Genomic DNA, 24,069 nt, shown 5'->3' with positions numbered 1-24,069 from the left:
GTTGCGTACCCTCTAGCGTCCGGCATTGCACACCCCATGGCCATGCGCCCGGCGATCCCGGGCAGAGAGGGTTCCTGGTGCCCAGCACAAAGCGCTTGTTAGCGACGTTCCCGGCGGTCGCCCTCCTCGGCGCCGCACTGTCCGTGCCCCCGGCCTCCGCGTCCTCGGTCGCGACCTACGAGCCCACGGCCGCGGACTTCTACATCAACTACGCCCCTCCCCAGGTCGAGCCGGAGGTGAAGGAGCCCACGCCGGCCGAGGCCGGCGCCAAGGCCCGCTCCCTGACCCCCGCCCAGAAGTACGACCGCAAGTTCAACAGCGGCAACCCGGTGACCGGCCGCATCCTCGCCGCCCGCGAGGACCAGGCCATCAGGACCGGCCGCAACCCCGCCGAGTGGATCTTCAAGAACACGAAGCAGACCAAGACGGCCAAGCTCCTGACCGTCCTGGTCGAGTTCAACGAGCAGGCCAACGACGACTTCTCCGGCTACAACCGGCTGCGCACCACCGACAGCGGCCCGGACGACTGCGTCGTCGAGCCGCCCGGCACGCTCATGAACGGCCCGCTGCACAACCAGATCCCCGACCCGGCCACCCTGCCGCACAAGGACAACAACTCCTTCTGGGTCAAGGACTTCAGCACCGAGCACTTCAACAAGATGCTCTACACCGACAAGGGCATCACCGAGCGCGTGCGCCCGGACCTGAAGGACCCCCGCGACGGCAAGCCCGGCATCGACATCTCCGGCTTCACGATGAAGAAGATGTACGAGGAGATGTCGAAGGGCGCCTACTCCGTCACCGGCTCCGCGGTCGGCTGGATCAAGGTGCCGCACTCCGAGGCCTGGTACGGCGCCGCGGCCTGCGGCAACGCCCCCCAGGACATGTCGGGCCACCCCGACAACCCGCTCGGCGCCCAGCAGCTGCCCATCGACACAGTCAACGCCCTCGCCCAGGCCCAGCCTGACTTCCCGTGGGCCGACTACGACGTCGAGGACATCTCCGACGCCGACGGCGACGGCAACTTCGCCGAGCCCGACGGCGTCATCGACCACCTCGTGCTGGTGCACGCCGGCAAGGACAAGTCCTCCGACGGCGGGGCGCAGGGCACGTACGCGATCTGGGCGCACTCCAGCGCCGTCGCGGGCGGCTACCGCATCCCCGGCACCGACAAGAAGATCTCCAACTACATCGTGCAGCCGGAGGACTCCGGCGTCGGCGTCTTCGCCCACGAGTACGGCCACGACCTGGGCCTGCCCGACCTGTACGACACCTCGGGCGCCTACAGCTCCGCCGTGGACTTCTGGGACCTGATGTCCAGCGGCTCCCACTCGGGCCCCATCTTCCAGTCCATGCCCACCCACATGGGCCTGTGGGACAAGTGGGTGCTCGGCTGGGCCAACCCGACGACGTTCGACCCCGGTGACCGGGCCAAGCTCGTCACCGTCGGGCAGACCTCGCGCACGCCCAAGCTCACCGCCGACGGCATCCGGGTCAACCTGAAGTCCTCGCCGCTGAAGATGATCGACGTGCACAGCGGCTCGAACGCCTGGTGGAGCGGTCTCGACCAGGACTGGGCCAACCTCAGCCTGACCCGTGACCTGCCCGTCCCCGCCGGGACCGACCTCAAGCTGTGGATGTGGAACAACTACGAGATCGAGCAGGACTGGGACTTCGGCTTCGTCGAGGTCTCGACCGACGGCGGCGAGACGTGGGCCCAGCAGAAGGTCTACGACGAGGCCGGCAACGAGGTCACCACGCCGGACGACTACCCGGACCCGTACAAGAACCTCAAGACCTTCGGCAACAAGAAGTACGGTCTCACCGGTGACACCGGCGGCGCCTGGCGGCACGACTACGTCGACCTGACGCCGTTCGCCGGGCAGACGATCAAGCTGCGGCTGGTGTACAACACCGACGCCGCCTACCAGATGCGCGGCTGGCACGTCGACGACTTCGAGCTCACCAACGGCGGCACGGCCGTGTGGAGCGACGACGTCGAGAGCGACACCGGCTGGCGGCCCGTCCACGGCACCTTCACCAACACCAGCGGCCAGGGCTGGACCCGCAACAACGGCGAGCGCGAGATCTCCCGCTTCTACCTGGCCGAGTGGCGCAACTTCGACGGCTTCGACAAGGGCCTGGCCTACACCTACGACACCGACTACATGCGCGATGGCGCGTGGAAGGTGCAGAAGCTGAAGTACAACGCCCCGGGCCTGCTCGTCTGGTACCGCGACTCGACCTTCATCAACAACAACATCGGCGACACCCTGCGGCAGGCGCCGAGCCTCGGCCCGAAGGGCAGCCTGCTGGTCGTGGACTCCCACTTCGAGCCGCTGCGCAGGACCGGCGTCGCGGCCGAGAAGGACACGACCCTGCAGAAGAACCTGCAAGGGCGCGTGCAGACCTCCAACGCCGCGTTCGGGTTCGGCAGGACCTACCCGTTCAAGGAGTGCCTGGAGGCGCCGGACGAGCCGTTCAGCGAGTACTGCACGGACTTCCCGGCCCAGAAGGGCGTGTCGGCCTTCACCGACGCGAAGACGTGGTACCCGGGTCTTGAGGTGATCGACGGCGGGCTCTACTTCCGCGACTCCGACGCCTCGGTGGTCGTGCCGGCCAAGGACGACCAGACCTACACCACCCGCGTGGTGAACCAGGACGGCACCCCGGCCACGGAGCTGTACGGCCAGGTGGCCGCCGGCTCGGTGCTCGGCACCGGCAACCCCGGCGACGAGGGCAAGGCGCTGGGCGTGCAGTTCAAGCTGGTCAGCCCGCTCCCGGGCAACCTCGGTGCCATCGTGCACGTGGTCCCGCCCAAGAAGTGAACCCCGGGGGACGCCGCGATGACCTCCCGGCGTCCCCTGCCCAACGCTTGGAACTCCTGAGATCGGTCGCGTCCGGCGATCGATCTCAGGCCGTGTCTTTTACGCCTACGATTGATGACCATGAGCGAACTGCGCACCAAGGACGAGCACACCGAGGCGATCCGGAGGGATCGCCGGGTGGCGGTGGTGGTGAACACTCGCTCGCGTCGCGGCCGCCGCCATTACTTCGAGGTGATCGAGCAGATCCACAACCTCGGGTTCGAGCCGCTCGCGGAGCTGTCGGTCTACAACCCCAAGAGGCTGCGCGACCTGCTCGACACGGCTCTGGCCACCGACCCCGACCTGCTCATCGTCGGCGGCGGCGACGGCACGCTGTCCTCGGCCGTGCGCCACGTGGCCCACCGCGACGTCGCGCTCGGCGTGCTGCCGCTCGGCACCACCAACAACTTCGCGCGCAGTCTGGGCCTGCCGCTCGACCTGGCGGGGGCGATCAGGGTGTTCGCCACCGGCAAGGTGGCCGACATCGACCTCGGCATGGCCGACGACCGGCCGTTCGCCAACCTGGCCAGCTTCGGGGTGTCCGTCGAGGTGGCGGGCAAGGTCAAGCCGTGGCTCAAGCGGGTCGTGGGCCGCCCGGCCTACCCGCTCACCGCGCTGACGATCCTGCCGAACCATCGGGCGTTCCGCGCGTACATCACGGTGGGGGGAGAGCGGCACGAGCTGCTCACCCACCAGCTCAACATCGCCAACGGCCGCTTCCACGGCGGCTGGCAGGTGGCCAGGGACATCAGCATCGACAACGGCATGCTCGTGGCCTACCAGCTCGGCTCGGGCAAGAAGCTGCGCCTGCTCGGGGAGACCCTGATCAGGGCGACGACCGGCCGCTGGCGCAGCCTGGCGGGCGGGCCGTTCGTGATGGGCCGGGAGATGCTGCTGGAGACCGACCCGCCGATGGCCGCCGACGTGGACGGCGAAGTACGGCTGCGCACCCCGATCAGGCTCCGCGTGGTCCCGAACGGGGTGCGCGTCATGGTGCCCGCGGCCTTCGAGGACCGCTGACGTCAGCGGCTCACGTCCAGGAGAATCCCATGGCCCCGCCTCTCCCTGTGTTACGGCTACTCCCTACTCAACGTAACCGAGCGAACGCGTATCGTCACGGGCAGGCGGAGTGCGGGAGGGGCGTGCGTCAGGCGTCCGCCAGTCCTCTGTAGGCCGGGGTGAGCGCCCGCCCCAGGTCGCAGGGCGGCGGGAAGACCCGCAGGAGCAGGTCGGGAGCGACCGCGGCGGGGCGGCGCTCCGGCCGGTGCGCCGTGGCGCCGGGGGCGTAGAAGTCGGCCAGCCGGTCGGCGAACGGCACGTCGGCCACCCGCAGCGGGTCCTCGGCGGGCTCGTCGGCCAGCGACCCCAGCAACTGCTCCCGGGTGCGCCCGCGCCAGGCCAGCACCAGGAACGGATCGTCGTCGAACGACTCGGCCAGCAGGTAGAGCACCGCCGACAGGTGCTTGCAGGGGAAGCCCCAGTCGGGGCACGAGCAGTCCATGTCCAGGTCGCGCGGGAACAGGTCGAGCCCCATCGCGGCGAACAGCTCCTCGATCTCCGTCGGCATCTCGCCCGCCAGCAGCCTGGCCCGGTAGACGGCCTGCGCCGCGATCGACTCCTCGACGGCCGTCCAGCGGGCCTCGTCGTACGCCTCGATCCTGATGACGACCTCGTACGGGTCGGGCCGCGACCCCTGCACGGCGGCCCTGACCTCGCCCGCGGCCAGGTCGATGGAGAGCACCTGGCCCTGGCGGGCGTAGGCCCGGCCGCGCGAGAGCCGGCCCTTGTCGCAGACGCGCTCCAGGAGGTCGATGAAGCGCCGCGACCACCAGGTGGAGCCGATGCTGCCGCGCCGCGTGCGGGCCTTGATGCCGCCCTGCGCCTTGATCGGGCCGTCGTACCAGCTCGGCATCGCCTCAGCCCACCCTCTCGGCGGTCAGCGCGAACACCTCGCGCAGCTCTTCGGTGGACAGGTCGGTCAGCCAGTCCTCGCCGGTGCCCACCACGCGCTCGGCCAGCGCCTTCTTGCGCTCGATCATCTCGTCCACGCGCTCTTCCAGCGTGCCGGCGCAGATGAGCTTGCGCACCTGGACGTTCTTGCGCTGCCCGATGCGGAACGCGCGGTCGGTGGCCTGGTCCTCGACGGCCGGGTTCCACCAGCGGTCCACGTGGATGACGTGGCTGGCCGCCGTCAGATTGAGCCCGACGCCCGCGGCCTTGAGCGAGAGCACGAACAGGGTCGGCTCGGGGTCGTGCTGGAACCGGTCCACCAGGCGGTCGCGGGTCTTCTTCGGCAGGCCGCCGTGCAGCCACAGCACCGGACGGTCGAGGCGCTGGGCGAGGTAGGGCTGGAGCATGGTGCCGAACTCGGCGTACTGGGTGAACAGCAGGGCCTTCTCGCCCTCGGCCAGGATCTCCTCCGCGAGCTGCTCCAGCCGGGCCAGCTTGCCGGACCTGCCCGCCAGCCGCGAGCCGTCCTTCAGCAGGTGGGCGGGGTGGTTGCAGACCTGCTTGAGCTTGGCCATGGCCGACAGCACCAGGCCGCGCCGCTCGATGCCCTCGCTGTCGTCGATCTTGTGCAGCATGTCGTCCACGACCGCCTGGTAGAGCGTGGCCTGCTCGGTGGTGAGCGGGCACCACTCCTTGACCTCCAGCTTCTCCGGCAGGTCGGAGATGATGGACTTGTCGGTCTTGAGGCGGCGCAGGATGAACGGGCCCGTCGCCCGCTTCAGCGCCCGCGTGGCCTGCTCGTCCTGCCGGGCCTCGATCGGCTCCTGGAAGCGGGTCCTGAACCGCGAACGCGGCCCCAGCAGGCCCGGGTTCGCGAACTCCATGATCGACCAGAGCTCGGCCAGGTGGTTCTCGACCGGGGTGCCGGTCAGCGCCAGCCTGGTGCCGGTCGGGATCGAGCGTACGGCCTTGGCCTGCAGCGTGCCGCTGTTCTTGATGGCCTGCGCCTCGTCGCAGACGACCCTGCGCCATTCGTGCTGCCTGAGGATCTCCAGGTCGCGCTGGGCGGTGCCGTACGTGGTGATCACCAGGTCGGCCCCCTCGATCCCGGCGGCGTCGCGGGCGCTGCCGTGGTGCACGTAGACGCGCAGCCCCGGCGCGAACCTGGCCGCCTCCCGCTGCCAGTTCCCGACCAGCGACATGGGGCACACCAGCAACGTGGGCGCCGGCGCCGGCGCCGGTGCTGCGGTCTGTGTCGCCGTCTGTGTCGCCGTCTGTGTCGCCGTCTGTGTCGCGGCGCGCTCGTGGACGAGCAGCGCCAGCGTGGTGATCGTCTTGCCCAGCCCCATGTCGTCGGCCAGCACGCCGCCCAGCCTCAGCTCCGACAGGAAGCTCAGCCACGCCAGCCCCCGCTCCTGGTACGGCCGGAGCGTGGCGTCCAGGCCCGGCGGGGTCGCCAGCGGGGCCAGCCGCCGCTCGGCCTGCCCGGACAGCAGGTCGCCCAGCACGCCGTCGGCGTCGATCTCCAGCAGCGGCAGCTCCTCGTCGTCGCTCTGCACGACCTGGCGCAGGAGGTCGGCGGCGCTGGCCTCGCCCGCGCGGACGCCCTCCACCGCCCTGAGCGCCGCCTTGAGCTGCCTGTCGTCCAGCTCCACCCACTGGCCGCGCACCCGCACCAGCGGCACCTTGAGCCGGGCCAGCTCGGCCAGCTCCGCCTCGCTGATCGTCTCGTCGCCCACCGCCAGGTCCACCCGGAAGTCGACCAGCTCCCGCAGGCCGAACCCCTGCCCCGCGGCGGCCGACTGCTTCTTGGTGCGCGTGGTCAGCTTCAGGCCCAGCCGGGTGCGGCCCGCCCAGCGCGGGAGCTGGACCCCGAACCCGGCCGCCTGCAACAGCGGCGCGGCCTGCCGCAGGAAACCGAACGCGCCCGCCGTGTCCAGCGGCAGCTCGGCCGGCTCCGGCACGCGCAGCGCCCGGTCCAGCTCGGGGTAGAGCCTGACCGCCCGGCCCAGGCCGGTCAGCAGCTCGCGCTCCGGCCTGCCGGGCAGCCCGGTCGCGCCGCTCCAGACCTGCGCGGCGGGGACGTACAGGCTCGGGTCGTCGGCGGCCTGCAACGCCAGCTCCACCCGCCAGTCGTCGGTGTCGCGCGGCTCCAGCAGCCGGAAGCACACCCGCGTCGCGCCGCCCTCGGACGCCGCCACCGCGTCGTGCCACCTCTCCAGCTCCTGGCGCAGCTCGGGGGCGTCGGGACAGGACGCGGCGTCGCCGGTGAGCGCGGCCAGCCAGCGTTCCTGGAGGGTTCTGGGCGGTTTCGACAGGAGGGGAGCGGTGACCGCGCGGCGGACCCCGGCGTCGGTGAACGCCTCCAGCGCGGCGCGCAGCACCTCGGCCGAGGGGCGTTCGGTGCGGGAGGTGCGGCAGGCGGGCGGCATGGCCAGGGCCAGGTCGCGGAAGTACGTGGCGTCGGCCCCGGTCAGGACCGGCCGCCACACGGCCCGCGCGCCGTCCGGCGGCACCGCCCACATGGCCACGGAGTCGCCGGCCGGTTCCGGTGCCGACGCCGGTTCCGGCTCGGGGGTGGAGGTGGGGACGGGGACGAGCTGCGGGATGACGCGGCCGCGGCGTACCAGGTCATGGGCGAAGGCGGCGACGGCGGCCCAGTGGCGCAGCGTCGCGGTGCCGGGATGCCCGGCGAGCACGCGCAGCGCGTCGGCGGGCGGTGGAACGACGGCGGGCACCTCCCACAGCCGCAGCCGCGGCCGGGCCACCTCCGCCAGCCGGCCGGTCTCCGGTGAGGGGAGCGGCTCCCCGGCCGACCCGGGCAGCAGCAGCTCCAGCAGCCGCCCCGCGGCCGGGTCGAGCCCGAGCGCGCCGGCGACGGCGGAGGCGGGCGCGGCGAACGGATGGGGCCGCGGCGCGCCGGCCGCCCGCGCTCGCCCGCCCGAACCGGGGCCCCGCACGGCACCGGAGCCCGGACCGCGACCGGACCCTGCCTCGGAATCGGAGCCCGGACCGCGACCGGACCCTGCCTCGGAATCGGAGCCCGGACCGCGACCGGACCCTGCGTCGGAACCGGAGCCCGGACCGCGACCGGAACCGGACCGTGCGTCGGAACCGGGCGCCGGGCCGGAGCCGGAGGTGGGGTCGGTGGTCGTGGTCTCCGCCCAGAAGGCGAGACCGCCCGCCGTCCAAACCCCGTGTACCAGCACCCCGGAAGGGTACCCCGACCTGCGGGAAGATCGGGCACGCCGGGTCCGGGCCCGGAGATCGCGCGGCCAATATGCTGCGCACATGGAGTTCACGGGGGCCGAGGGCAGGTGGCGGGAGGGGCTGGGGAGCCTGCGGGACGTCGTACGGCAGGAGCTGGTCGCCCGTCAGCTCGCCGAGCAGCTGCCCGCCACCGCGCGCAACGTCCTCGACGTGGGCTGCGGCCAGGGCACGCAGGCGCTCAAGCTGGCGGCCAGGGGCCACCACGTGACCGCGCTCGACGCCTCCCGCGAGCTGCTCGGCCTCCTTGAGGCCGGGATCCAGCCGGGCATGCACGTCAGGACCGTGCTGGGGCGGGCGGAGCGGCTGGGGGAGCTGTTCGAGCCGGGCGGCTTCGACGTCGTCCTGTGCCACGGCGTGCTCATGTACTTCGACGACCCCGGCCCGGTCCTGGCCGGTCTGGCCCGCGTGCTCGCCCCCGGCGGCCTGCTGTCGCTGCTCGTGCGCAACGGCGACGCGATGGCCATGCGGCCGGGGCTGCTGGGCGACTGGGCGGGGGCGCTGCGGGCCTTCGACGGCACCCGTTACGTCAACAGGCTCGGCGTCCCGGCCCGGGCCGACCGGCGGGCGGAGCTGACGGGGCGGCTGGCCGTACAGGGGCTGGAGGTGCGGCAGTGGTACGGCGTGCGGGTGTTCACCGACGCGCTGCCCGACGGCGCGCCCGTCCCCGGCGATCCGGGCGATCTCCGCGACCTGCTGGCGGCCGAGGAGCGGGCGGGCAGGACGGACCCCTACCGCGCGGTGAGCGCCCTGACGCACCTCCTTTGCCGGGCCCGTGATGCGCGGCGGCCGGCGACGTAGACTGAAAGGTATGAACTCTCCCGGATCGTGGTGTGAGCGGCCCAAGCCGCAGGCTCCCTCGTGCGAGCTGCCGTCGCCGTGGAGCAAGCCGAAGCAGCCCGACAACTGGTGCGAGGTCCAGAAGGACCCCGTGGTGTCCGTCCTGAGCTTCCTGCTGAAGGCCGCCAAGCGGCGATAAGCCCGCTATGCGGGCATATTGCGTGATAGAAGGCAGTTTGTTCGGGTAGTCGCCTTCCTCAGCGGAGGAGGCGAACGTCGTGAACGACACCCACAAGCTGGTCAACGATCTTTCCGAGCAGATCTCCAGGCTCGTGAAGGATGAGCTTCGCCTGGCCAGGATGGAGCTCACGGAGAAGGGCAAACGCGCCGGGTTCGGCGCGGGCCTGTTCGGCGCGGCGGGAATGGCCGCGTTCTTCGGCGGTGCGACACTGGTGGCCGCCGTCGTCATGCTCCTCGCTCTCGTACTGCCCGGGTGGGCGGCCGCCGCCATCGTCGCGGCAGTGCTGTTCATCGCCGCCGCGCTGCTCGGGTTCTTCGGCCGCAACGAGGTCAAACGCGCCACCCCACCGGTGCCGACGGAGGCCATCGCGAGCGTCAAGGCCGACATCGACATGGTCAAGGAGAGGGCACGGCGATGAGCGAGACCGACCCCGGATACAGCGAGCAGAGCGCCGGCAACGTCGGGGCGCACCGGGCCACCGTGGGCACCCCGACCGAGCACGAGTCCATCAACGTCCCCCCGACCAGGGCGGGCGCGGCGGACAACGCGCGCCGCGCCGAAGCGGCGCGCGAGGGGCACGAGACGTTCATCCCGGAGACCCCCATACCGGATGAACGCTCGGAGGCGACCGACCACCTGCGGACCGAAGAGGACTCCATGCAGGGGCCCGGCGGGCGCACCCGCGAGCACGCCACGGAGGAGACGCGCGGGCACACCGGCGCGCACTCCGCGGAGAAGACCCGCGGGCGGACCGGCGGGCGGACGGACAGAGGCTCGGCGGCGCGGTCGCGCGGGCTGGACGAAGACGAAGGAGACGAGGACGACGTGCGCAGAGACATCGCGGAGACGCGCAGACAGATGGGCGAGACCGTCAGCGCCCTGGCCCAGAAGGCCGACGTGAAGAGCCGGGCCGGGCACGCGGCGGAGACCGCCAAGGAGCGGGCGAGCCACGCCGCCGAGGCGGCCAGGGACCGGGCGAGCCACGCGGCCGAGACCGCCAAGGAGCGGGCCGCCGACGCGGCCGAGACCGTCAGGCACAAGGCGTCCGAGGTGGCCGGCAAGGTCCGCGAGGGCACGCCCGACCAGGTCAAGGGCGCCGCCACGAAGGCGAGGAAGCGTCCGGTCCTGCTCATCGCCACGGTCGGCGCGGTGATCGTCTTCGCCGTGCGCCGCATGCGCAGACGCCGCATGACCCGGTAACCGCCCAGGGTGGTCGGGGCGCCGGGCGGGCGGGCCGATAACCTGCCGGGATGATGCGTCGAACGGCCGGCCGGTCCGGCGTGGCCCTGCTCGCCCTGCTGGTGGCGGCGGGATGCGGCGCCGGGTCGGCGGTGAGCGACTACGGCAAGCTGGTCAAGGGCTCCAAGGGCACGACCGTGCAGGTCGATGTCCGCTCAGGCCAGCGGTTCTCGCTGACCGTGGCCGACAACCCGTCCGTGGGCGACTCCTGGGACCTGGTGGAGGTGCCGGACCCGAAGGTGGCCTCGTTCATCAGCGAGGAGCACGTGAGCGACGGCGACGCCCCCGGCTCGGGCGGCACCGCCTACTTCGTCTTCAACGGCAAGAAGCCGGGCAGGACGGAGGTCCGGCTGCGCAACTGCTGGCGCTGCGGCCAGGACAGGACCCCGGCCACGGAGGAGAGCAGGCGACACTCCGGCGAAGCCGTCTTCACCATCACCGTCACCCCGGCCGGCTGAGCGTCCCCTGCGCCGGCGACGAGGATGGCTTCGAGGGCCGTCGCTCAGCCGAGCAGGCCGAGATATTGCGCAACACGCCCCTGCACCTGAGTGAGCAGGTCCTCGTCCAACGCGCCGGTGCGGTCCTCCAGTGCTGTCTTCATCAGTGGCTGGACCACCGGGACGCGGATCCAGCACTTCTTGATGACGCCGCCCTGCCCCGGCCCAGCTGAACGTCGAAGCGGGTGCGCCGTGACGTGGAACCCGAGATCGGGCAGACGAGGACGAAGGGCCAATCGGCATCACCATTGGCGTCTCCACCTGTGACGACGACCACCGGACGGCGCTCGTCGTGAACGACGCGCTCTTCCTCTGGGATGAGGCGTAGCTCCTTGTCGCTGACGAGATAGACGCCGCCGGCCACGTAGGGACCCGGCACTATTCCTCCAGTAGGTGCCGGGTTGCCTCGGCTCGGTGTTCGGCGAGTCGACGGCTCTCCTCGACCAGATCGTCGACACCGCCGGGCTCGTCATCGGGCAAGGGATTGCGCTCGGCCCAGGCACGCAGCCGCGCCAGGCCGGAGCCGAGGTCGGGGAGCGGTGGCCCGCCGGCCAGGTCGAGCCGCACGCCGCGCTGTTTGCGTTTGATCGCCTCCTGCATGGGCGGCGTCTGGTAGGTGAACTCGCGGAGCTGACCTGCCGACCAACGCCCGTATTCGGCGAGCACGCCGTTCACGATCTCGGCGAACTCGGAGTCGATCACGACCTGCGGGGCGTTGATCAGGTGAACCGTGCATTCGCGATATCCGGCGAAAGGATCGGTCTTCTCTTCGACCTCGATGACGCCCGCCTCGGACAGATCGTGTTCGACCTCCGCGAGACGAAGGCTGTGCGGCCCGTAGTGACGCCAGCGCCATTCGACGCCGGACCCAGGGGGGAACCCGCGCTCGACGGCACGAAGGTCGGCGAGGTAGAGCAGTTTGGCGAGTTTCGTCCGGTTGATGCGCATGCCATTGGTGCGGGCCGTTGCCAGGAGATAGGCGACGACCGCCGCGGGGCCGCGAAGAGGCGCAGAAACCGGCACGATGTCCAGTGTAGGGAATGGACGAGCCATGACCAGCACCCCACCCTCCCGTTTCTCGAATTCTTGTTCTATTGTAACCCGAAAGGCGTTACAGCGCTACCCTCCGTGTCCGGAGGGGTGAAGCGCCATGTGCCCGCCCCGCATGGCGAGGGAGCCGATGCTGCTGCCGGTCCCCGGCCGGTTGCCCGGTGCCATGCCCCAAGTTGGCACCGGACTGCCGGGGGCGGCGGGTTAGGCTGCCGATCATGGACTTCATCCGGGTGCGCGCCTCGTCCGACGGGGCGGAGACCATCTCCTACTGGACCGGCGACGTCTACGGCTGGCAGGACGACGACGGGCCGCTTCACCTGTTCGGGTTCGAGGGGCTCAACGTGGCCAGGGCGGTCGAGTCGCCCGACGGCGGCTCGCTGCTGCTGGCCCGGGAGGCCGCGCTCTACCTCGACCCCGCGGGCAGGCAGGTGCTCGAGACCTGGCACAACCCGTTCACCGGGCGCGAGGTCGAGGTGCAGCATGTCTTCAACGACCCCGTCAACCAGCGGCTGGGCGGCTACCCGGTGCCCGTGACGCGGCTGGGCGGGCAGGTCGTCTACAACGTGGACGTGCGGCTGGCCTATCCGTCGCCGCTGAAGGTGGCCGACTATCCGGAGAACTCGGCGAGCGACACCTACCGGGCGCTGGAGCTGTTCCAGTTCTTCGCCTCGGCCGCCGACGTGGAGTCCGGGATGCCGGACGTGCCGTGCGTGTTCTCCTGGTGCCGGGTCTCGCCGTGGTTACCGTGGATGGCGATGGGGCAGCGCGGGGGCGGGCTGGTCTACCACTGCCGGGGCGCGAAGGTGCCCCTGGACGAGGTGCCCGGGCGGCTGCGTGAGCGGGTGGGCGAGCACTTCCTGCGCACCCCCGGCGAGTGGAGCGCGCCCAACATGACGAGCTGGACGGCCTTCGCGGCCAAGGCCGCCCGGACAGGGGGCGGCGGCGACCCGAGCTGAAGGGCGAGGGCGCGACGGGCCGATGGGTGGGGGGACTGAGAAGGCGGGGCCGAGGGTGCGACGGGTGGCGGGGCTGAGGAGGCCGGGGAGAGGCGGGTAGGGTCGGGCGGTGAGCACTGACCTGTTCTGCGAGATCGTGGCCGGTGAGCGGCCCGCCCACGTGGTGGCCTCCGACGAGGTGGCGGTCTCCTTTCTCGACACCCGGCCGGTCTTCAAGGGCCACGTGCTGGTCGTGCCGCGCCTGCACGCCGAGACGCTGTCCGACCTGGGCGACGTGGGGCCGTTCTTCGAGCGGGTGCAGGCCATGGCGCGGGCGGTGGAGCAGGGGCTGCAGGCCGGCGGCACGTTCGTCGCGATGAACAACCGCATCAGCCAGAGCGTGCCCCACCTGCACGTCCACGTGGTGCCGCGCAACAAGAAGGACGGGCTGCGCGGCTTCTTCTGGCCGCGCACGACGTACGCATCGGCCGAGGAGGCCCGGTCGTACGCCGATCTCATCGCCAAAGCCCTGTGAGCTAGGCTCTGGCCGCGTGGAGTACCTGGTCGGCGCGGCCGTCGTGGCGGTGGTCGTCGGCGTGCCCTCGCTCGTGCTCTGGCGCGTCATGCGGGGCCGCCGCGAGCTGGGCACCAGCCCCGCGGAGCGGGCCACGTTCGAGACCCTGCACACCGCCTCGCTGGCCGGGCCGCCGCTGCGGGCCGGCCTGACCGCCGACGGGGCCGAGCGGGCCTCGCGGCACCTGCGCGCCCTGCTCGGGTCGGCGGCGCTGGCCATCACCGACGGCGAGCGGCTGCTCGTCTACGACGGCGAAGGCGACGACCACCACGCCGACCAGGCGTTCGAGCACGCCGCGGCGACCCTGAAGGACGGCCGCACCCAGGTGCTCACCATCGACTGCGACCTGCTCGAATGCCCCATCAGGCACGCCGTGGTGGTGCCGCTGACGACCGACGACCGCGTGGTGGGCACGCTGGCCGCGTACGGGCAGAACGCCTCCGCCGGGCTGGTGCGGGCCGCGCAGGAGGTGGCCGGGTGGGTGGACTCGCAACTGGAGCTGGCCGAGCTGGACCGCTCGCGCACGCTGCTCATGGAGGCCGAGGTGCGGGCGCTGCGCGCGCAGATCTCGCCGCACTTCATCTACAACTCGCTGACCACCATCGCCTCCTTCGTGCGCACCGACCCCGAGCGGGCCAGGGAGCTGCTGCTGGAGTTCGCCGACTTCACCCGCTACTCCTTCCGGCGGCACGGCGAGTTCACCACCCTGGCCGAGGAACTGCGCTCGATCGACCGCTACCTGATCCTGGAGCGGGCCAGGTTCGGCGACCAGCTCCAGGTGACGCTGCGCATCGCGCCCGAGGTGCTGCCGGTCGCGGTGCCGTTCCTGTGCCTGCAGCCGCTGGTGGAGAACGCCGTGCGGCACGGACTGGAGAGCAAGAACGGCGTCGGCCGCATCACGATCATCGCCGAGGACGCGGGCGCCGAGTGCCGCATCAGCGTCGAGGACGACGGGCTCGGCATGGACCCCGAGCGGCTGCGCCGCATCCTCGCAGGTGAGATCACCCCCGCCGGCGGCGTCGGGCTGGCGAACGTGGACGAGCGGCTCCGCCAGGTGTACGGCGACGAGTACGGCCTCGTCGTCGAAACGGCCGGCGGCGCGGGTACCAAGGTCAACATCAGATTGCCGAAATATCACCCAGGCGTCTCCGCCCGTTGACCTCGATCTTTGTTGTCGGTTTCATCACTGTCTATGGCACAACTCCGGGTCCTCGCGGTCGACGACGAGCTGCCCGCCCTCGAAGACCTGTCGTACCTGCTGCGCGCCGATCCCCGCATCGGCGAGGTGGCCACGGCCAGGGACGGCGCGGCGGCGCTGCGGCTGCTCGACCGCGCCATCGCCGACGGCCGGCCCATCGACGCCGTCTTCCTCGACATCAGGATGCGCGGGCTCGACGGCGTCGTGCTCGGGCGGCTGCTGTCGCAGTTCGCCAACCCGCCCCGGGTGGTCTTCGTGACCGCGTACGAGGAGCACGCGGTGGACGCCTTCGAGATCAAGGCCGAGGACTACCTGCTCAAGCCCGTACGGCCCGAGCGGCTGGCCGAGGCCATCCGGCGGGTGGCGGTCTCCGCCGACGTGCCCGCGGAGGGCGGCGAGAGCGACACCATCCCGGTCGAGCTGGGCGGGGTGACCCGGTTCGTCTCCAGCGCCGACGTCATGTACGTCGAGGCGCACGGCGACTACGCCCGCCTGCACACCGCCGCGGGCAGCCACCTCGTGCGCATCCCGCTGGCCACGCTGGAGGAGCGGTGGTCGTCGGCCGGGTTCGTCCGGGTGCACCGCAGCCATCTGGTGGCCGTCAAACACATCGAGGAGCTGCACATCGACTCCGGCAAGTGCACCGTCCGCGTCGGCGACACCGAGATCCCGGTCAGCCGGCGGCACACCCGCGAGCTGCGCGACCTGCTGGTGCGGCGGGCCAGGAAGGCGAGGCCGGAATGAACCCCGAGCCGCCGCCCCGGCCCGGCCGCCGGTCGCCCGCGCCCCGCTCCGACACCTCCCGCCGGGCGCCCTCGCCCCGTTCGGACGCCTCCCGCCGGGTCGCGGTCACCAGCCCGCGCACCGCCGCCGCCCGGCGCCCGCGCTACCCCGCCACCAGGGAGATCGACGAGCAGACCCGGCTCGGCGAGGTCTACATGCACTCGCTCCTGCGCACCCAGTTCCGGCTGGCGTTGTTCGTGTGCACGGCACTGGCGTGCGTGATCGGCGGGCTGCCGCTGCTGTTCCTGCTCATCCCCGAGCTGCGCGAGGTGCACCTGCTCGGCGTGCCGCTCCCGTGGGCGGTGCTGGCCGGGCTCATCTACCCCGCCTTCGTCATCGGCGCCTGGCTCTACGTCCGCCAGGCCGAACGCAACGAGCGCCACTTCGCCGAACTGGTCGAACGCCGATGAGCGTCCGCATGTGCCGGGGGCCGGTCGGTCAGCCGGTCGGTCAGCCGGTCGGTCAGCCGGGCCGGTGGCGGGGGCGGCGGTGCCGCCGGTGGCGGGAGTCGTGGGGGGCGGGGACGGCGGGATGAGCCTGGCCGCCGTTCTCGTGGTCGTGGTCGCCGCCGTGCTCATCGGGGCGTTCGGGATCCGGTTCTCCCGCACCACCTCCGACTTCTACGTCGCCTCCCGCACGGTCAGCCCGCTCTGGAACGCCTCGGCCATCGGCGGCGAGTACCTGTCGGCGGCCTCGTTCCTGGGCATCGCCGGGCTGATCCTGTCCTACGGGGTGGACATGCTGTGGCTGCCCGTCGGCTGGACCGGCGGCTACCTGGTGCTGCTGGTGCTGGTGTCGGCGCCGCTGCGGCGCTCCGGGGCGTACACGCTGCCGGACTTCGCCGAGGCCAGGCTCGAGTCGATGACCGTGCGCCGCACCGCCAGCGTGCTCGTCGTGCTGATCGGCTGGCTCTACCTCATGCCGCAGTTCCAGAGCGCCGGGCTGGTGCTGCGCACGATCACCGGCGCGCCGGTGTGGGTCGGCGGGCTGCTGGTCGCGGTCGTCGTGGCGGTGAACGTGTTGTCGGGCGGGATGCGGTCGATCACGTTCGTGCAGGCGTTCCAGTACTGGCTGAAGCTGACCGCGCTGGCCGTGCCGCTGGTGTTCCTGCTGCTGGCCTGGCAGGAGGACGGCGCGCCCGGCGTGAGCGCCGCCGACGCCGCCATCTGGCAGGTGCCGCTGGCCGGGGCCAAGGAGTACGGGCTGTATTCGACGTACTCGCTGATCCTGGCCACGTTCCTGGGCACGATGGGGCTGCCGCACGTGCTCGTGCGCTTCTACACCAACCCGGACGGGCAGGCCGCGCGCCGCACGACGCTGGTGGTGCTGTCGCTGCTCGGCGCCTTCTACCTGCTGCCCGCCGTGTACGGCTGGCTGGGCCGCATGTACGCCCCCGACCTCGTCCGCACCGACACGGTCGTGCTCACCCTGCCCTCCCGGATGATCGACGGCACCCTCGGCGACCTGCTGACCGCCCTGGTCACGGCGGGGGCGTTCGCCGCGTTCCTGTCCACCTCCTCGGGCCTGACCGTGTCCGTGGCGGGGGTGATCGCCCAGGATCTCCTCAAGGGCGGCGTGCGCTCGTTCCGGATCGCCACGCTGATGGCGGTGGCGGTGCCGCTGGCCCTGGCGCTGTGGGCGCGGGCGCTGCCGGTGGCGGACGTGGTGGGCCTGGCCTTCGCGGTGGCCGCCTCGTCCTTCTGCCCGCTGCTGGTGCTCGGCATCTGGTGGCGCCGCCTGTCCACGACCGGGGCCCTGGCCGGGCTCTTCGTGGGGGGCGGGCTGGCCTGCACCGCCGTGCTCGTCACGATCGTGGGCGGGCCGCAGGACGGGCTGGCCGGAGCGCTGCTGGCCCAGCCGGCGGCGTGGACGGTGCCGATCGCGTTCACGGTGATGGTGGCCGTGTCCTTCCTGACCCCGCACCGGGTGCCGTCCGGGGTGGCCAGGACCATGGTCAGGCTGCACACCCCCGAGAACCTCGACCTCGACCGCGGCGACTGGCGCCCCCGCTCGTCCTGACCGGCCGCGACGGTCACGGCCGGTGACTCCGCGCTGCTCACGGGGGCACTGGCCTCCGTCCTGCGCCCGGCCTACCGCTGCGGACGCCCGGGATGGGCGGCCACGCCCCCGCCACGTGACGCTGCCGTCGCTAGGACCGTGGTGGTGGCGGAGGCGGAGGGGGCGGCGGCGCGGGCTGGGGTTGCGGGTCCGGCTGCGGCTCCGGCGGTGGCGAGGGCCGCGGCGGTGGCGGCGGCGGCTCGGCCGGGCCGGCGGGCTCGTCGAGTCCGGCGGAGTCCATGGGTTCTCCGGCGGAGTCCGTGGGTTCCGCGGCGGCTGCCGGTTCGGTGGGCTCCGCTCGTTCGGCGGGGGTCGTCGGCGCGGCGGAGTCCGTGAGTCCGGCGGCTACGCGGAAGTCGATGCGGATGTCCTGGTAGGTGACGTCTGGTGTCACCTGGTCAGGCAGGTTCGTCCGGTCGCTGCCCGAGGCGGACTCGCCAGCCGGCTCCGCCTCCGCCCGTACCGTCACCTCCGGCCGGTCGTGGAAGCGGAGCTCCTTGGCCTTCGCTGAGGCGCTGATCTCCACGTCGGGGTTGCGCGGGTCTTTCGGTCTGGGCATGGCGCTGCTCACTCGTCTCTGGATCGGGTTTCGGCTGCGGGGCCGGCCGCTGGGGCGACCTGCGCAACAACTTGCGGCCGGCGTGGAGCGACTTCCGGCCGGCGTGGAGGGACTTGCGGGCCAGGGCGGTGGCCAGCTCGGACGGCCGCAGCTCGTCCCCACGACGCTCCGGCCTCCGACGTTCGGGCTGCCCGGGTTCGGGCCGCTCTCGGCCGGGCTTCGTGGGCTCGGGGTTGGTGGGTTCGGGGTTGGTGGGTTCGGGCTTGGCGGGTTCGGGATGCTCGTCCGTGGGTTCGCCTTCGCCGGGGGAGGGGGAGCCGTAGGCGTCCGTTCCCGCTCGCTGCACCAGCGCTCCGGTGGCCGCGCCGACCTGCTCGGTGGCCTGCGGGGCCGCCTCTCGCACGGCACCCGTGACGCCCTGCGCGGCCTCGCCGGCACTCCCGCCCACCTCGCGCACCGTGTCACCGGCGCCCGCGCCGACGTCACGTACAGCGCCCCCGGTACCCGCGCCGACGTCGTGGACGGCCTCGCCGGCGCCCGCGCCCACGTCACGGACCGCGCCACCGGCGCCGGCCCCCACCTCGCGGACGGCGCCTCCCGCGCCCTCGCCGACGTCGCGCACCGCGCCGCCGGCGCCCGCGCCCACGTCGCGGACGGCGCCCCCTGCGCCGGCGCCCACGTCGCGGACCGCGCCTCCCGCTCCCGCCCCGACGTCGCGGACGGCGCCCCCTGCGCCCGCGCCCACGTCGCGGACGGCGTCGCGGGCGCCCGCGCCGACGTCGCGGACCGCGTGGCCCGCGCCCGTGCCGAGGTCCTGGACGGCGCCGCCGAGGCCGCGGGTGAGGTTCTCCAGGATCTGCGGGTTGGTGTCGATGGTCTGCAGCACCCGGTCGATGATGCGCGCCACGTTGTCCAGCCGCACCTTCAGCAGCGCCTGCGCCTCCACGCCCTTGATCGTGAGGTTGACGTGCCCGAGGAACACGTCGGCGCCGACGTTCAGCCTGAGCAGGTCCAGCACCTCGGCCTGCAGGGACACCTTGGCCCGCAGGTCCTGCACGTCCAGGCTGATCTCCTCGACCTTGACCACGGGCACGTCGAGGTAGACGTCCGGATCGGTGGCCTGCCTGGATGCCTCGGCGTCCCCGCTCTCGGACATGGTCGTTCTCCCTGAGCCGCCCCCGGTGGTACAGGCGTGGGGTTACCCGCCCGGGACCGGCTCACCCCGGCCATGCGCAGACGTGACCCCCTCTTGGGGCCGCGGGCACGGTCGGGCCGGAGGTCATGCCGTTTCCGGCGATGGGCATGAGATCGGTCAGGCCGGGCCGGGGGGAGGCAGCTCGCCGGAGCCGCGGGGCACCAGCTCCACCGGCACCTTCACCCGCCGCGCCCGCGGGGAGGGGTGCAGCAGGAGGTCCACGGCGGCGCGGGCCAGACGGGCGGTGTCGTAGCGGACCACCGTGACCCCGGGGTTGAACACGTCCGCCAGCGCGAAGTCGTCGAACCCCACGTACGCGGGCCGCTCGGGCCGCTCCCGCAACGCCTGGAGGATCCCGATCGCCGCCCGGTTGTTGGTCGCGAAGAACGCCGTCGGCGGCGCGGGCAGGTCGAGCAGCCGGGTGACCTCGCCCGCCACCCGCGACGGCTCGTACACCCCCCGCACGACCAGTCGCTCGTCGGGCGTCACCCCGGCCTCGGCCAGCGCCGCGCGGTAGCCGGTGGCCCGGTCGCGCACCGAGCTGACGCCGTCGTCGTCGGAGATGAGCGCGATGCGGCGGTGGCCGCGGGCCAGCAGGTGGGCGGTGGCGGCGCGCCCGCCGTACACGTCGTCCAGGAGCACCGCGTCGGCCGCCGCCAGCCCGGGCGGCACCCGGTCCACGAAGACGGTGGTGAGGCCGGGGTGCGCGGCCAGCCAGGCGTGGTCGGCCGCGGACGGGACGACGATGAGGGAGTCCACGCCGCGCGCGTACATGGACTCGATCAGCATGCGCTCCTTGTCGGCGCTCTCCTCGTACGAGCCGAACACCACCAGCGCCTCGTGCCCGGCGGCGGCGGACTCGACCGCGGCGGCCAGGCGGGAGTAGAACTCGTTGGAGATGTTCTCCATCACCAGCCCCAGCGTCAGCATGGTCGCGCCCCTGGCCAGGCGGGCGGCGGCCTCGTTGCGGCGGTAGCCGAGCGCGCTGATCGCCGCCTGCACCCGCTGCTGGAGCGAGTCCCGCACGTGGGGCTCCTGGTTGACGACCCGGGAGACGGTCTTCAGGCTGACGCCGGCGTGCCGGGCCACGTCCGCCATGGTCGGCCTGCGCCCGCCCACGTCCGCCATGGCCGGCCTGCGCCCGCCCACGGCCTCCCGGCTGCCTGTTTCCCGCGCTGTCATATGGTGCCCCCATGGATGACGAATGGATCTGTGGCCGGTTTGCCGAGGACGAGCCTTGGGCGCTGGGCGCGGTCAACCCGCCGGTGTTCGAGAACTCGGTGTTCACGTTCGAGACGGCGGAGGAGCTGGGCGAGGCCATCAGGAACGAGGACGAGCGCTACGTCTATTGGCGGGGGACCAACCCGACGGTCGATCTCGCCCAGCGTAAGCTCGCCGCGCTGGAGCGGGGAGAGCGGGCCAAGTGTTTCGGGTCGGGCATGGGCGCCATCTCGGCGACCATCTCCTCGCTCGTGTCGGCGGGTGACCACGTGCTGGTGCTGGGCGCGGTCTACGGGCCCACCACCCAGTTCCTGCGCTACCTGGAGAAGTTCGGGGTCACGCATACGCACGTCGAGGACCTCGCGGCGGCTGATAGCGCTATCACGGCGAGCACGCGCCTACTCTACTTCGAGTCCCCCTCCTACATGGCCTACGCCGTGGTGGACATCGCCGGGGTGGCCGCGTGGGCGCGGGAGCGGGGGCTGGTGACCGTGATGGACAACACCTGGTCCACGCCGCTGTTCCAGAAGCCGCTGACGATGGGGGTGGACCTGGTGGTGCACTCGTTGTCGAAGTACGTCGGCGGCCACAGCGACCTGGTGGGCGGGGTGGTCGTGGGGCCGAAGCGCCTGATCAGGCCGCTGGCGCTGACGGAGTACCAGCTCTACGGGGCCGCCATGTCGCCGCACGACGCCGCCAGGGTGATCAAGGGGCTGCGCACGCTGCCCGTGCGGATGGCGGCGCACCAGGAGCGCGGGCTGGCGGTGGCGGCCTTCCTCGACGACCATCCGGCGGTGCGGGCGGTGAACCATCCGGGGCTGCCCTCGCATCCGGGGCACGCGATCGCGCTGCGGCAGATGTCGGGCTTCTCCAGCCTGTTCAGCCTGGTGCTCGACACGGACTCGCGGCAGGAGGTCGCCGCCTTCCTCAACAAGCTGCGACATTTCAGGATCGGTGTGTCCTGGGGTGGGTTCGAGAGCCTGGTGAACGCGCCCGCGCTGTCCACCGAGGAGAGCGTCCGGGTCGCGATGGGCATCCCGGTCGGCCTCGTCCGCCTCTCCGTCGGCCTGGAGCCGGCCGACACCCTGATCAAGGATCTCGGTCTGGCGCTGGAGGAGCTGCGCGCATAACGTGACTGACAGCGCTGTCTCGACATCGCTGGAGGCTCGTCATGAGCGTCATGAGAAAGCCCCTCCCCGCCGTCGCCGCCGCGGCCACGCTGGTCTCCGTCGTGCCGACGCTGGTGTTGTTCGCGGTCGTCCGCCGGTGGATCGTCGAGGGGCTGACGGCGGGGGCCGTAAAGCGGTGAAAGGGAGAGCCGACCGCTCATCGCGCCGAACAGACCTTTCACCGCAGACCACTTCCAACTAAGCGCCGGACGGCAGCGGCTCGCCGAACAACCCTCCTCGGGATCTCCACGGCGGGTAGGTTGCGCTCTTACGTTGGGCGTGATCCGCATCACAGTGGAGGTCTCGTGACGACAAGAGAACATGACGCGTCGGTATATGAACAAGTACAGGAGAGCACCGAGTTCCAGACCCTGAAACGGCATTTCCGCCGCTGGACCTTCCCCATGACGGTGGCGTTCCTCGCGTGGTACCTGCTCTACGTGGTGCTGTCGGGCTGGGCCCGCGGATTCATGGGGATCAAGCTGCTCGGTGAGATCAACGTCGGCCTGGTCCTCGGGTTGCTGCAGTTCGTCTCGACCTTCCTCATCGCGTGGGCGTACAGCAGGCACGCCGAGAAGAAGCTCGACCCCATCGCCGACAAGCTGCGCCACGAGGTGGAGGAGAAGACGCAGTGAGCTCCACGACCCTGGGGATGATCCTCTTCCTCGCCTTCGTGGCCGCCACCCTGGCGATCACGTTCTGGGCGAGCCGCCAGACCAAGACCGCCGCCGACTACTACGCGGGCGGCCGCTCGTTCAGCGGCGTGCAGAACGGCCTGGCGATCGGCGGCGACTACATGTCGGCCGCCTCCTTCCTCGGCATCGCCGGCATCATCGCGCTGTCCGGCTACGACGGCTTCCTGTACTCCATCGGCTTCCTGGTGGCCTGGCTGGTGGCGCTGCTGCTGGTCGCCGAGCTGATGCGCAACTCCGGCAAGTTCACCATGGCCGACGTGCTGGCGTTCCGGATGAGCCCGCGCCCGGTCCGCACGGCGGCCGGCGTGTCCACGATCGTGGTCAGCATCTTCTACCTGCTGGCCCAGATGGTGGGCGCGGGCGCGCTGGTCGGCCTGCTGCTCGGCATCACCGGCGAGGCCGGCAAGGCGTGGACGATCGTCGGCGTGGGCGCGCTGATGATCGTGTACGTGGTGTTCGGCGGTATGAAGGGCACCACCTGGGTGCAGATCGTCAAGGCCGTGCTGCTGATGGGCGGCGCTGCGCTGGTGACGCTGCTGGTGCTGGGCAAGTACGGCTTCAACCTGTCGGCCCTGCTCGGCCAGGCCGCCGCGACCAGCGGCCCGCCCGGCAACCCCGGCAACTTCCTGATCCCCGGCCTGAAGTACGGCACCGAGGCGCAGGGCCTGGCGGGCAAGATCGACCTGATCAGCCTGGGCCTGGCGCTGGTGCTGGGCACGGCGGGCCTGCCGCACATCCTCATCCGCTTCTACACCGTCCCCACCGCAAAGGACGCCCGCAAGTCGGTCCTGTGGGGCATCGGCATCATCGGCGTGTTCTACCTGCTCACCCTGGTCCTCGGCTTCGGCGCGGCGGCCCTGGTCGGCAAGGCGAAGATCGCCGCCGGTGACGCGGCCGGCAACACCGCCGCGCCGATGCTCGCCCAGCAGATCGGCCAGGACATGTTCGGCCCGGTCGGCGGCACGATCCTGCTGGCGCTGATCGGCGCGGTGGCCTTCGCCACGATCCTCGCCGTGGTCGCGGGCCTGACCCTGGCCTCCTCCTCCAGCTTCTCCCACGACCTGTACGCGCACGTCTTCAAGCGCGGCCAGGCCAGCGAGCGCCAGGAGGTCGTGGTGGCCCGCGTCTCCGCCTTCGTGATCGGCGCCGTCGCGATCGGCCTGGGCATCCTGGCCCAGGGCCAGAACGTGGCGTTCCTGGTGGCGCTGGCGTTCGCGGTGGCGGCCTCGGGCAACCTGCCCGCGATCCTCTACAGCCTGTTCTGGAAGAGGTTCAACACGGCCGGCGCCGTGTCGGCCATCTACGGCGGCCTGGTCTCCGCCCTGCTGCTGGTGATCTTCTCGCCGGTGGTCTCGGGCGGGCCGACGGCGCTGTTCAAGACGGCCGACTTCGTGCTGTTCCCGCTGAGCAACCCCGGCATCGTCTCGATCCCGCTGGGCTTCCTGTGCGGCTGGCTCGGCACGATCCTCAGCAAGGAGTACAACGCGGCCAAGTACGCCGAGATCGAGGTCCGCTCCCTCACGGGCGTCGGCGCCGAGAAGGCCACCCCGCACTGACGCCTCACCTCCCCACAAGAGGCGCCCGTCCCCCTGCCCAGGGCGCCTTCCCCATATGAGGGCCCGGCCGGTTCCCCCGGCCGGGCCCTCTCATGTGTACGGGAGCGCCTGCCGGGCAGGAGCCGTGGTCATCCCAGCGGGGCGCCCCGTGGTTGACGGGCTTTCAGCGGTGTGGGTACGTTCTCATACAGGTGAACGTTGCCACACTCCCTCAGCCGCCTGATGCCCCGCT

23 protein-coding genes are annotated in these 24,069 nt (G+C 71.9%); 17 read left to right on the top strand and 6 right to left on the bottom strand.

Going from position 1 to position 24,069, the window contains the following annotated elements:
• Positions 1-95 precede the first annotated feature (95 nt).
• Both IO39_RS28775 and IO39_RS28770 read left to right on the top strand, forming a co-directional pair.
• Positions 96-2,828, top strand: a complete 2,733-nt coding sequence (locus tag IO39_RS28775) for an immune inhibitor A domain-containing protein (protein ID WP_245642312.1) — start codon at positions 96-98, stop codon at positions 2,826-2,828.
• 120 nt (positions 2,829-2,948) lie between these two features.
• Positions 2,949-3,887 (top strand): diacylglycerol/lipid kinase family protein, encoded by a 939-nt coding sequence (locus IO39_RS28770; protein ID WP_052423507.1) that lies wholly within the window; start codon positions 2,949-2,951, stop codon positions 3,885-3,887.
• Between the two features lie 127 nt (positions 3,888-4,014).
• Here the strand turns inward: IO39_RS28770 and IO39_RS28765 are convergent, their stop codons facing one another.
• Positions 4,015-4,779 (bottom strand): SWIM zinc finger family protein, encoded by a 765-nt coding sequence (locus IO39_RS28765; protein ID WP_043629395.1) that lies wholly within the window; start codon positions 4,777-4,779, stop codon positions 4,015-4,017.
• A gap of 4 nt (positions 4,780-4,783) precedes the next feature.
• Complete coding sequence (locus tag IO39_RS28760) at positions 4,784-7,777, bottom strand: DEAD/DEAH box helicase (protein WP_052423506.1); 2,994 nt, start codon at positions 7,775-7,777, stop codon at positions 4,784-4,786.
• Positions 7,778-8,108: 331 nt separating this feature from the next.
• Here IO39_RS28760 and IO39_RS28755 point away from each other — a divergent pair, with 331 nt between their 5' ends.
• The 5 genes from IO39_RS28755 to IO39_RS28740 all read left to right on the top strand — a co-directional run bounded on the left by IO39_RS28755 (position 8,109) and on the right by IO39_RS28740 (position 10,802).
• Positions 8,109-8,885 (top strand): class I SAM-dependent methyltransferase, encoded by a 777-nt coding sequence (locus tag IO39_RS28755; RefSeq protein ID WP_052423505.1) that lies wholly within the window; start codon positions 8,109-8,111, stop codon positions 8,883-8,885.
• A gap of 10 nt (positions 8,886-8,895) precedes the next feature.
• On the top strand, positions 8,896-9,063 hold the full coding sequence (locus IO39_RS54930) for a hypothetical protein (RefSeq protein WP_157549013.1): 168 nt from the start codon (positions 8,896-8,898) through the stop codon (positions 9,061-9,063).
• Positions 9,064-9,142: 79 nt separating this feature from the next.
• The gene (locus IO39_RS28750; protein ID WP_043629393.1) at positions 9,143-9,523 is read left to right on the top strand and encodes a phage holin family protein; all 381 of its coding nucleotides are present in this window, start codon (positions 9,143-9,145) and stop codon (positions 9,521-9,523) included.
• Complete coding sequence (locus tag IO39_RS51080) at positions 9,520-10,305, top strand: DUF3618 domain-containing protein (protein WP_052423504.1); 786 nt, start codon at positions 9,520-9,522, stop codon at positions 10,303-10,305. Before IO39_RS28750 ends, IO39_RS51080 begins: the two co-directional genes overlap by 4 nt.
• A gap of 50 nt (positions 10,306-10,355) precedes the next feature.
• Positions 10,356-10,802: a protease inhibitor I42 family protein gene (locus IO39_RS28740; RefSeq protein WP_043629560.1), complete on the top strand. Its 447-nt coding sequence runs from the start codon at positions 10,356-10,358 to the stop codon at positions 10,800-10,802.
• Between the two features lie 44 nt (positions 10,803-10,846).
• Here IO39_RS28740 and IO39_RS56160 read toward each other — a convergent pair whose 3' ends face one another.
• Positions 10,847-11,077, bottom strand: a complete 231-nt coding sequence (locus IO39_RS56160) for a hypothetical protein (RefSeq protein ID WP_169789136.1) — start codon at positions 11,075-11,077, stop codon at positions 10,847-10,849.
• 142 nt (positions 11,078-11,219) lie between these two features.
• Entirely contained in the window at positions 11,220-11,864 is a 645-nt protein-coding gene (locus tag IO39_RS28735; RefSeq protein WP_169789135.1) for a Panacea domain-containing protein, read from the bottom strand.
• A 245-nt stretch (positions 11,865-12,109) separates the two neighbouring features.
• Here IO39_RS28735 and IO39_RS28730 point away from each other — a divergent pair, with 245 nt between their 5' ends.
• The 6 genes from IO39_RS28730 to IO39_RS28705 all read left to right on the top strand — a co-directional run bounded on the left by IO39_RS28730 (position 12,110) and on the right by IO39_RS28705 (position 17,403).
• The gene (locus IO39_RS28730) at positions 12,110-12,850 is read left to right on the top strand and encodes a DUF1838 family protein (protein ID WP_052423503.1); all 741 of its coding nucleotides are present in this window, start codon (positions 12,110-12,112) and stop codon (positions 12,848-12,850) included.
• Between the two features lie 109 nt (positions 12,851-12,959).
• Positions 12,960-13,364: an HIT family protein gene (locus IO39_RS28725; RefSeq protein WP_043629389.1), complete on the top strand. Its 405-nt coding sequence runs from the start codon at positions 12,960-12,962 to the stop codon at positions 13,362-13,364.
• 16 nt (positions 13,365-13,380) lie between these two features.
• A complete protein-coding gene (locus tag IO39_RS28720; RefSeq protein WP_043629386.1) occupies positions 13,381-14,562 on the top strand; it encodes a histidine kinase in 1,182 nt (393 codons plus the stop codon).
• Positions 14,563-14,595: 33 nt separating this feature from the next.
• Positions 14,596-15,345, top strand: coding sequence for a LytR/AlgR family response regulator transcription factor (locus tag IO39_RS28715; RefSeq protein ID WP_043629384.1), 750 nt, complete (start codon positions 14,596-14,598; stop codon positions 15,343-15,345).
• Positions 15,342-15,794 (top strand): hypothetical protein, encoded by a 453-nt coding sequence (locus IO39_RS28710; protein ID WP_245642311.1) that lies wholly within the window; start codon positions 15,342-15,344, stop codon positions 15,792-15,794. Before IO39_RS28715 ends, IO39_RS28710 begins: the two co-directional genes overlap by 4 nt.
• A gap of 88 nt (positions 15,795-15,882) precedes the next feature.
• The gene (locus tag IO39_RS28705) at positions 15,883-17,403 is read left to right on the top strand and encodes a sodium/solute symporter (protein WP_439331488.1); all 1,521 of its coding nucleotides are present in this window, start codon (positions 15,883-15,885) and stop codon (positions 17,401-17,403) included.
• A gap of 437 nt (positions 17,404-17,840) precedes the next feature.
• Here the strand turns inward: IO39_RS28705 and IO39_RS54925 are convergent, their stop codons facing one another.
• Together IO39_RS54925 and IO39_RS28695 are read right to left on the bottom strand one after the other, a co-directional pair.
• Positions 17,841-19,157: a TrbL/VirB6 family protein gene (locus IO39_RS54925; protein WP_157549009.1), complete on the bottom strand. Its 1,317-nt coding sequence runs from the start codon at positions 19,155-19,157 to the stop codon at positions 17,841-17,843.
• A 156-nt stretch (positions 19,158-19,313) separates the two neighbouring features.
• Positions 19,314-20,378 carry a LacI family DNA-binding transcriptional regulator gene (locus IO39_RS28695; RefSeq protein ID WP_063765362.1) on the bottom strand — a complete coding sequence of 355 codons (1,065 nt, stop codon included), beginning with the start codon at positions 20,376-20,378 and terminating at the stop codon, positions 19,314-19,316.
• 11 nt (positions 20,379-20,389) lie between these two features.
• Between IO39_RS28695 and IO39_RS28690 the strand changes: the two genes are divergently transcribed.
• From IO39_RS28690 to IO39_RS28680, 4 genes are all read left to right on the top strand, one after another.
• Positions 20,390-21,547, top strand: a complete 1,158-nt coding sequence (locus IO39_RS28690) for a trans-sulfuration enzyme family protein (RefSeq protein WP_052423502.1) — start codon at positions 20,390-20,392, stop codon at positions 21,545-21,547.
• Positions 21,548-21,597: 50 nt separating this feature from the next.
• On the top strand, positions 21,598-21,726 hold the full coding sequence (locus IO39_RS59095; RefSeq protein WP_281200172.1) for a hypothetical protein: 129 nt from the start codon (positions 21,598-21,600) through the stop codon (positions 21,724-21,726).
• 165 nt (positions 21,727-21,891) lie between these two features.
• The gene (locus IO39_RS28685) at positions 21,892-22,221 is read left to right on the top strand and encodes a DUF485 domain-containing protein (protein WP_043629378.1); all 330 of its coding nucleotides are present in this window, start codon (positions 21,892-21,894) and stop codon (positions 22,219-22,221) included.
• Positions 22,218-23,837, top strand: a complete 1,620-nt coding sequence (locus tag IO39_RS28680; protein ID WP_043629377.1) for a monocarboxylic acid transporter — start codon at positions 22,218-22,220, stop codon at positions 23,835-23,837. The genes IO39_RS28685 and IO39_RS28680 overlap by 4 nt, the downstream gene beginning before the upstream one ends.
• Positions 23,838-24,069: the final 232 nt, after the last annotated feature.

It is taken from the genome of Nonomuraea candida, from assembly GCF_000725485.1.
In the GTDB taxonomy this organism is placed as follows: domain Bacteria; phylum Actinomycetota; class Actinomycetes; order Streptosporangiales; family Streptosporangiaceae; genus Nonomuraea; species Nonomuraea candida.
The sequence above is the reverse complement of the archived record's forward strand: the minus strand, read 5'-3'. Positions and strand labels throughout refer to the sequence as shown.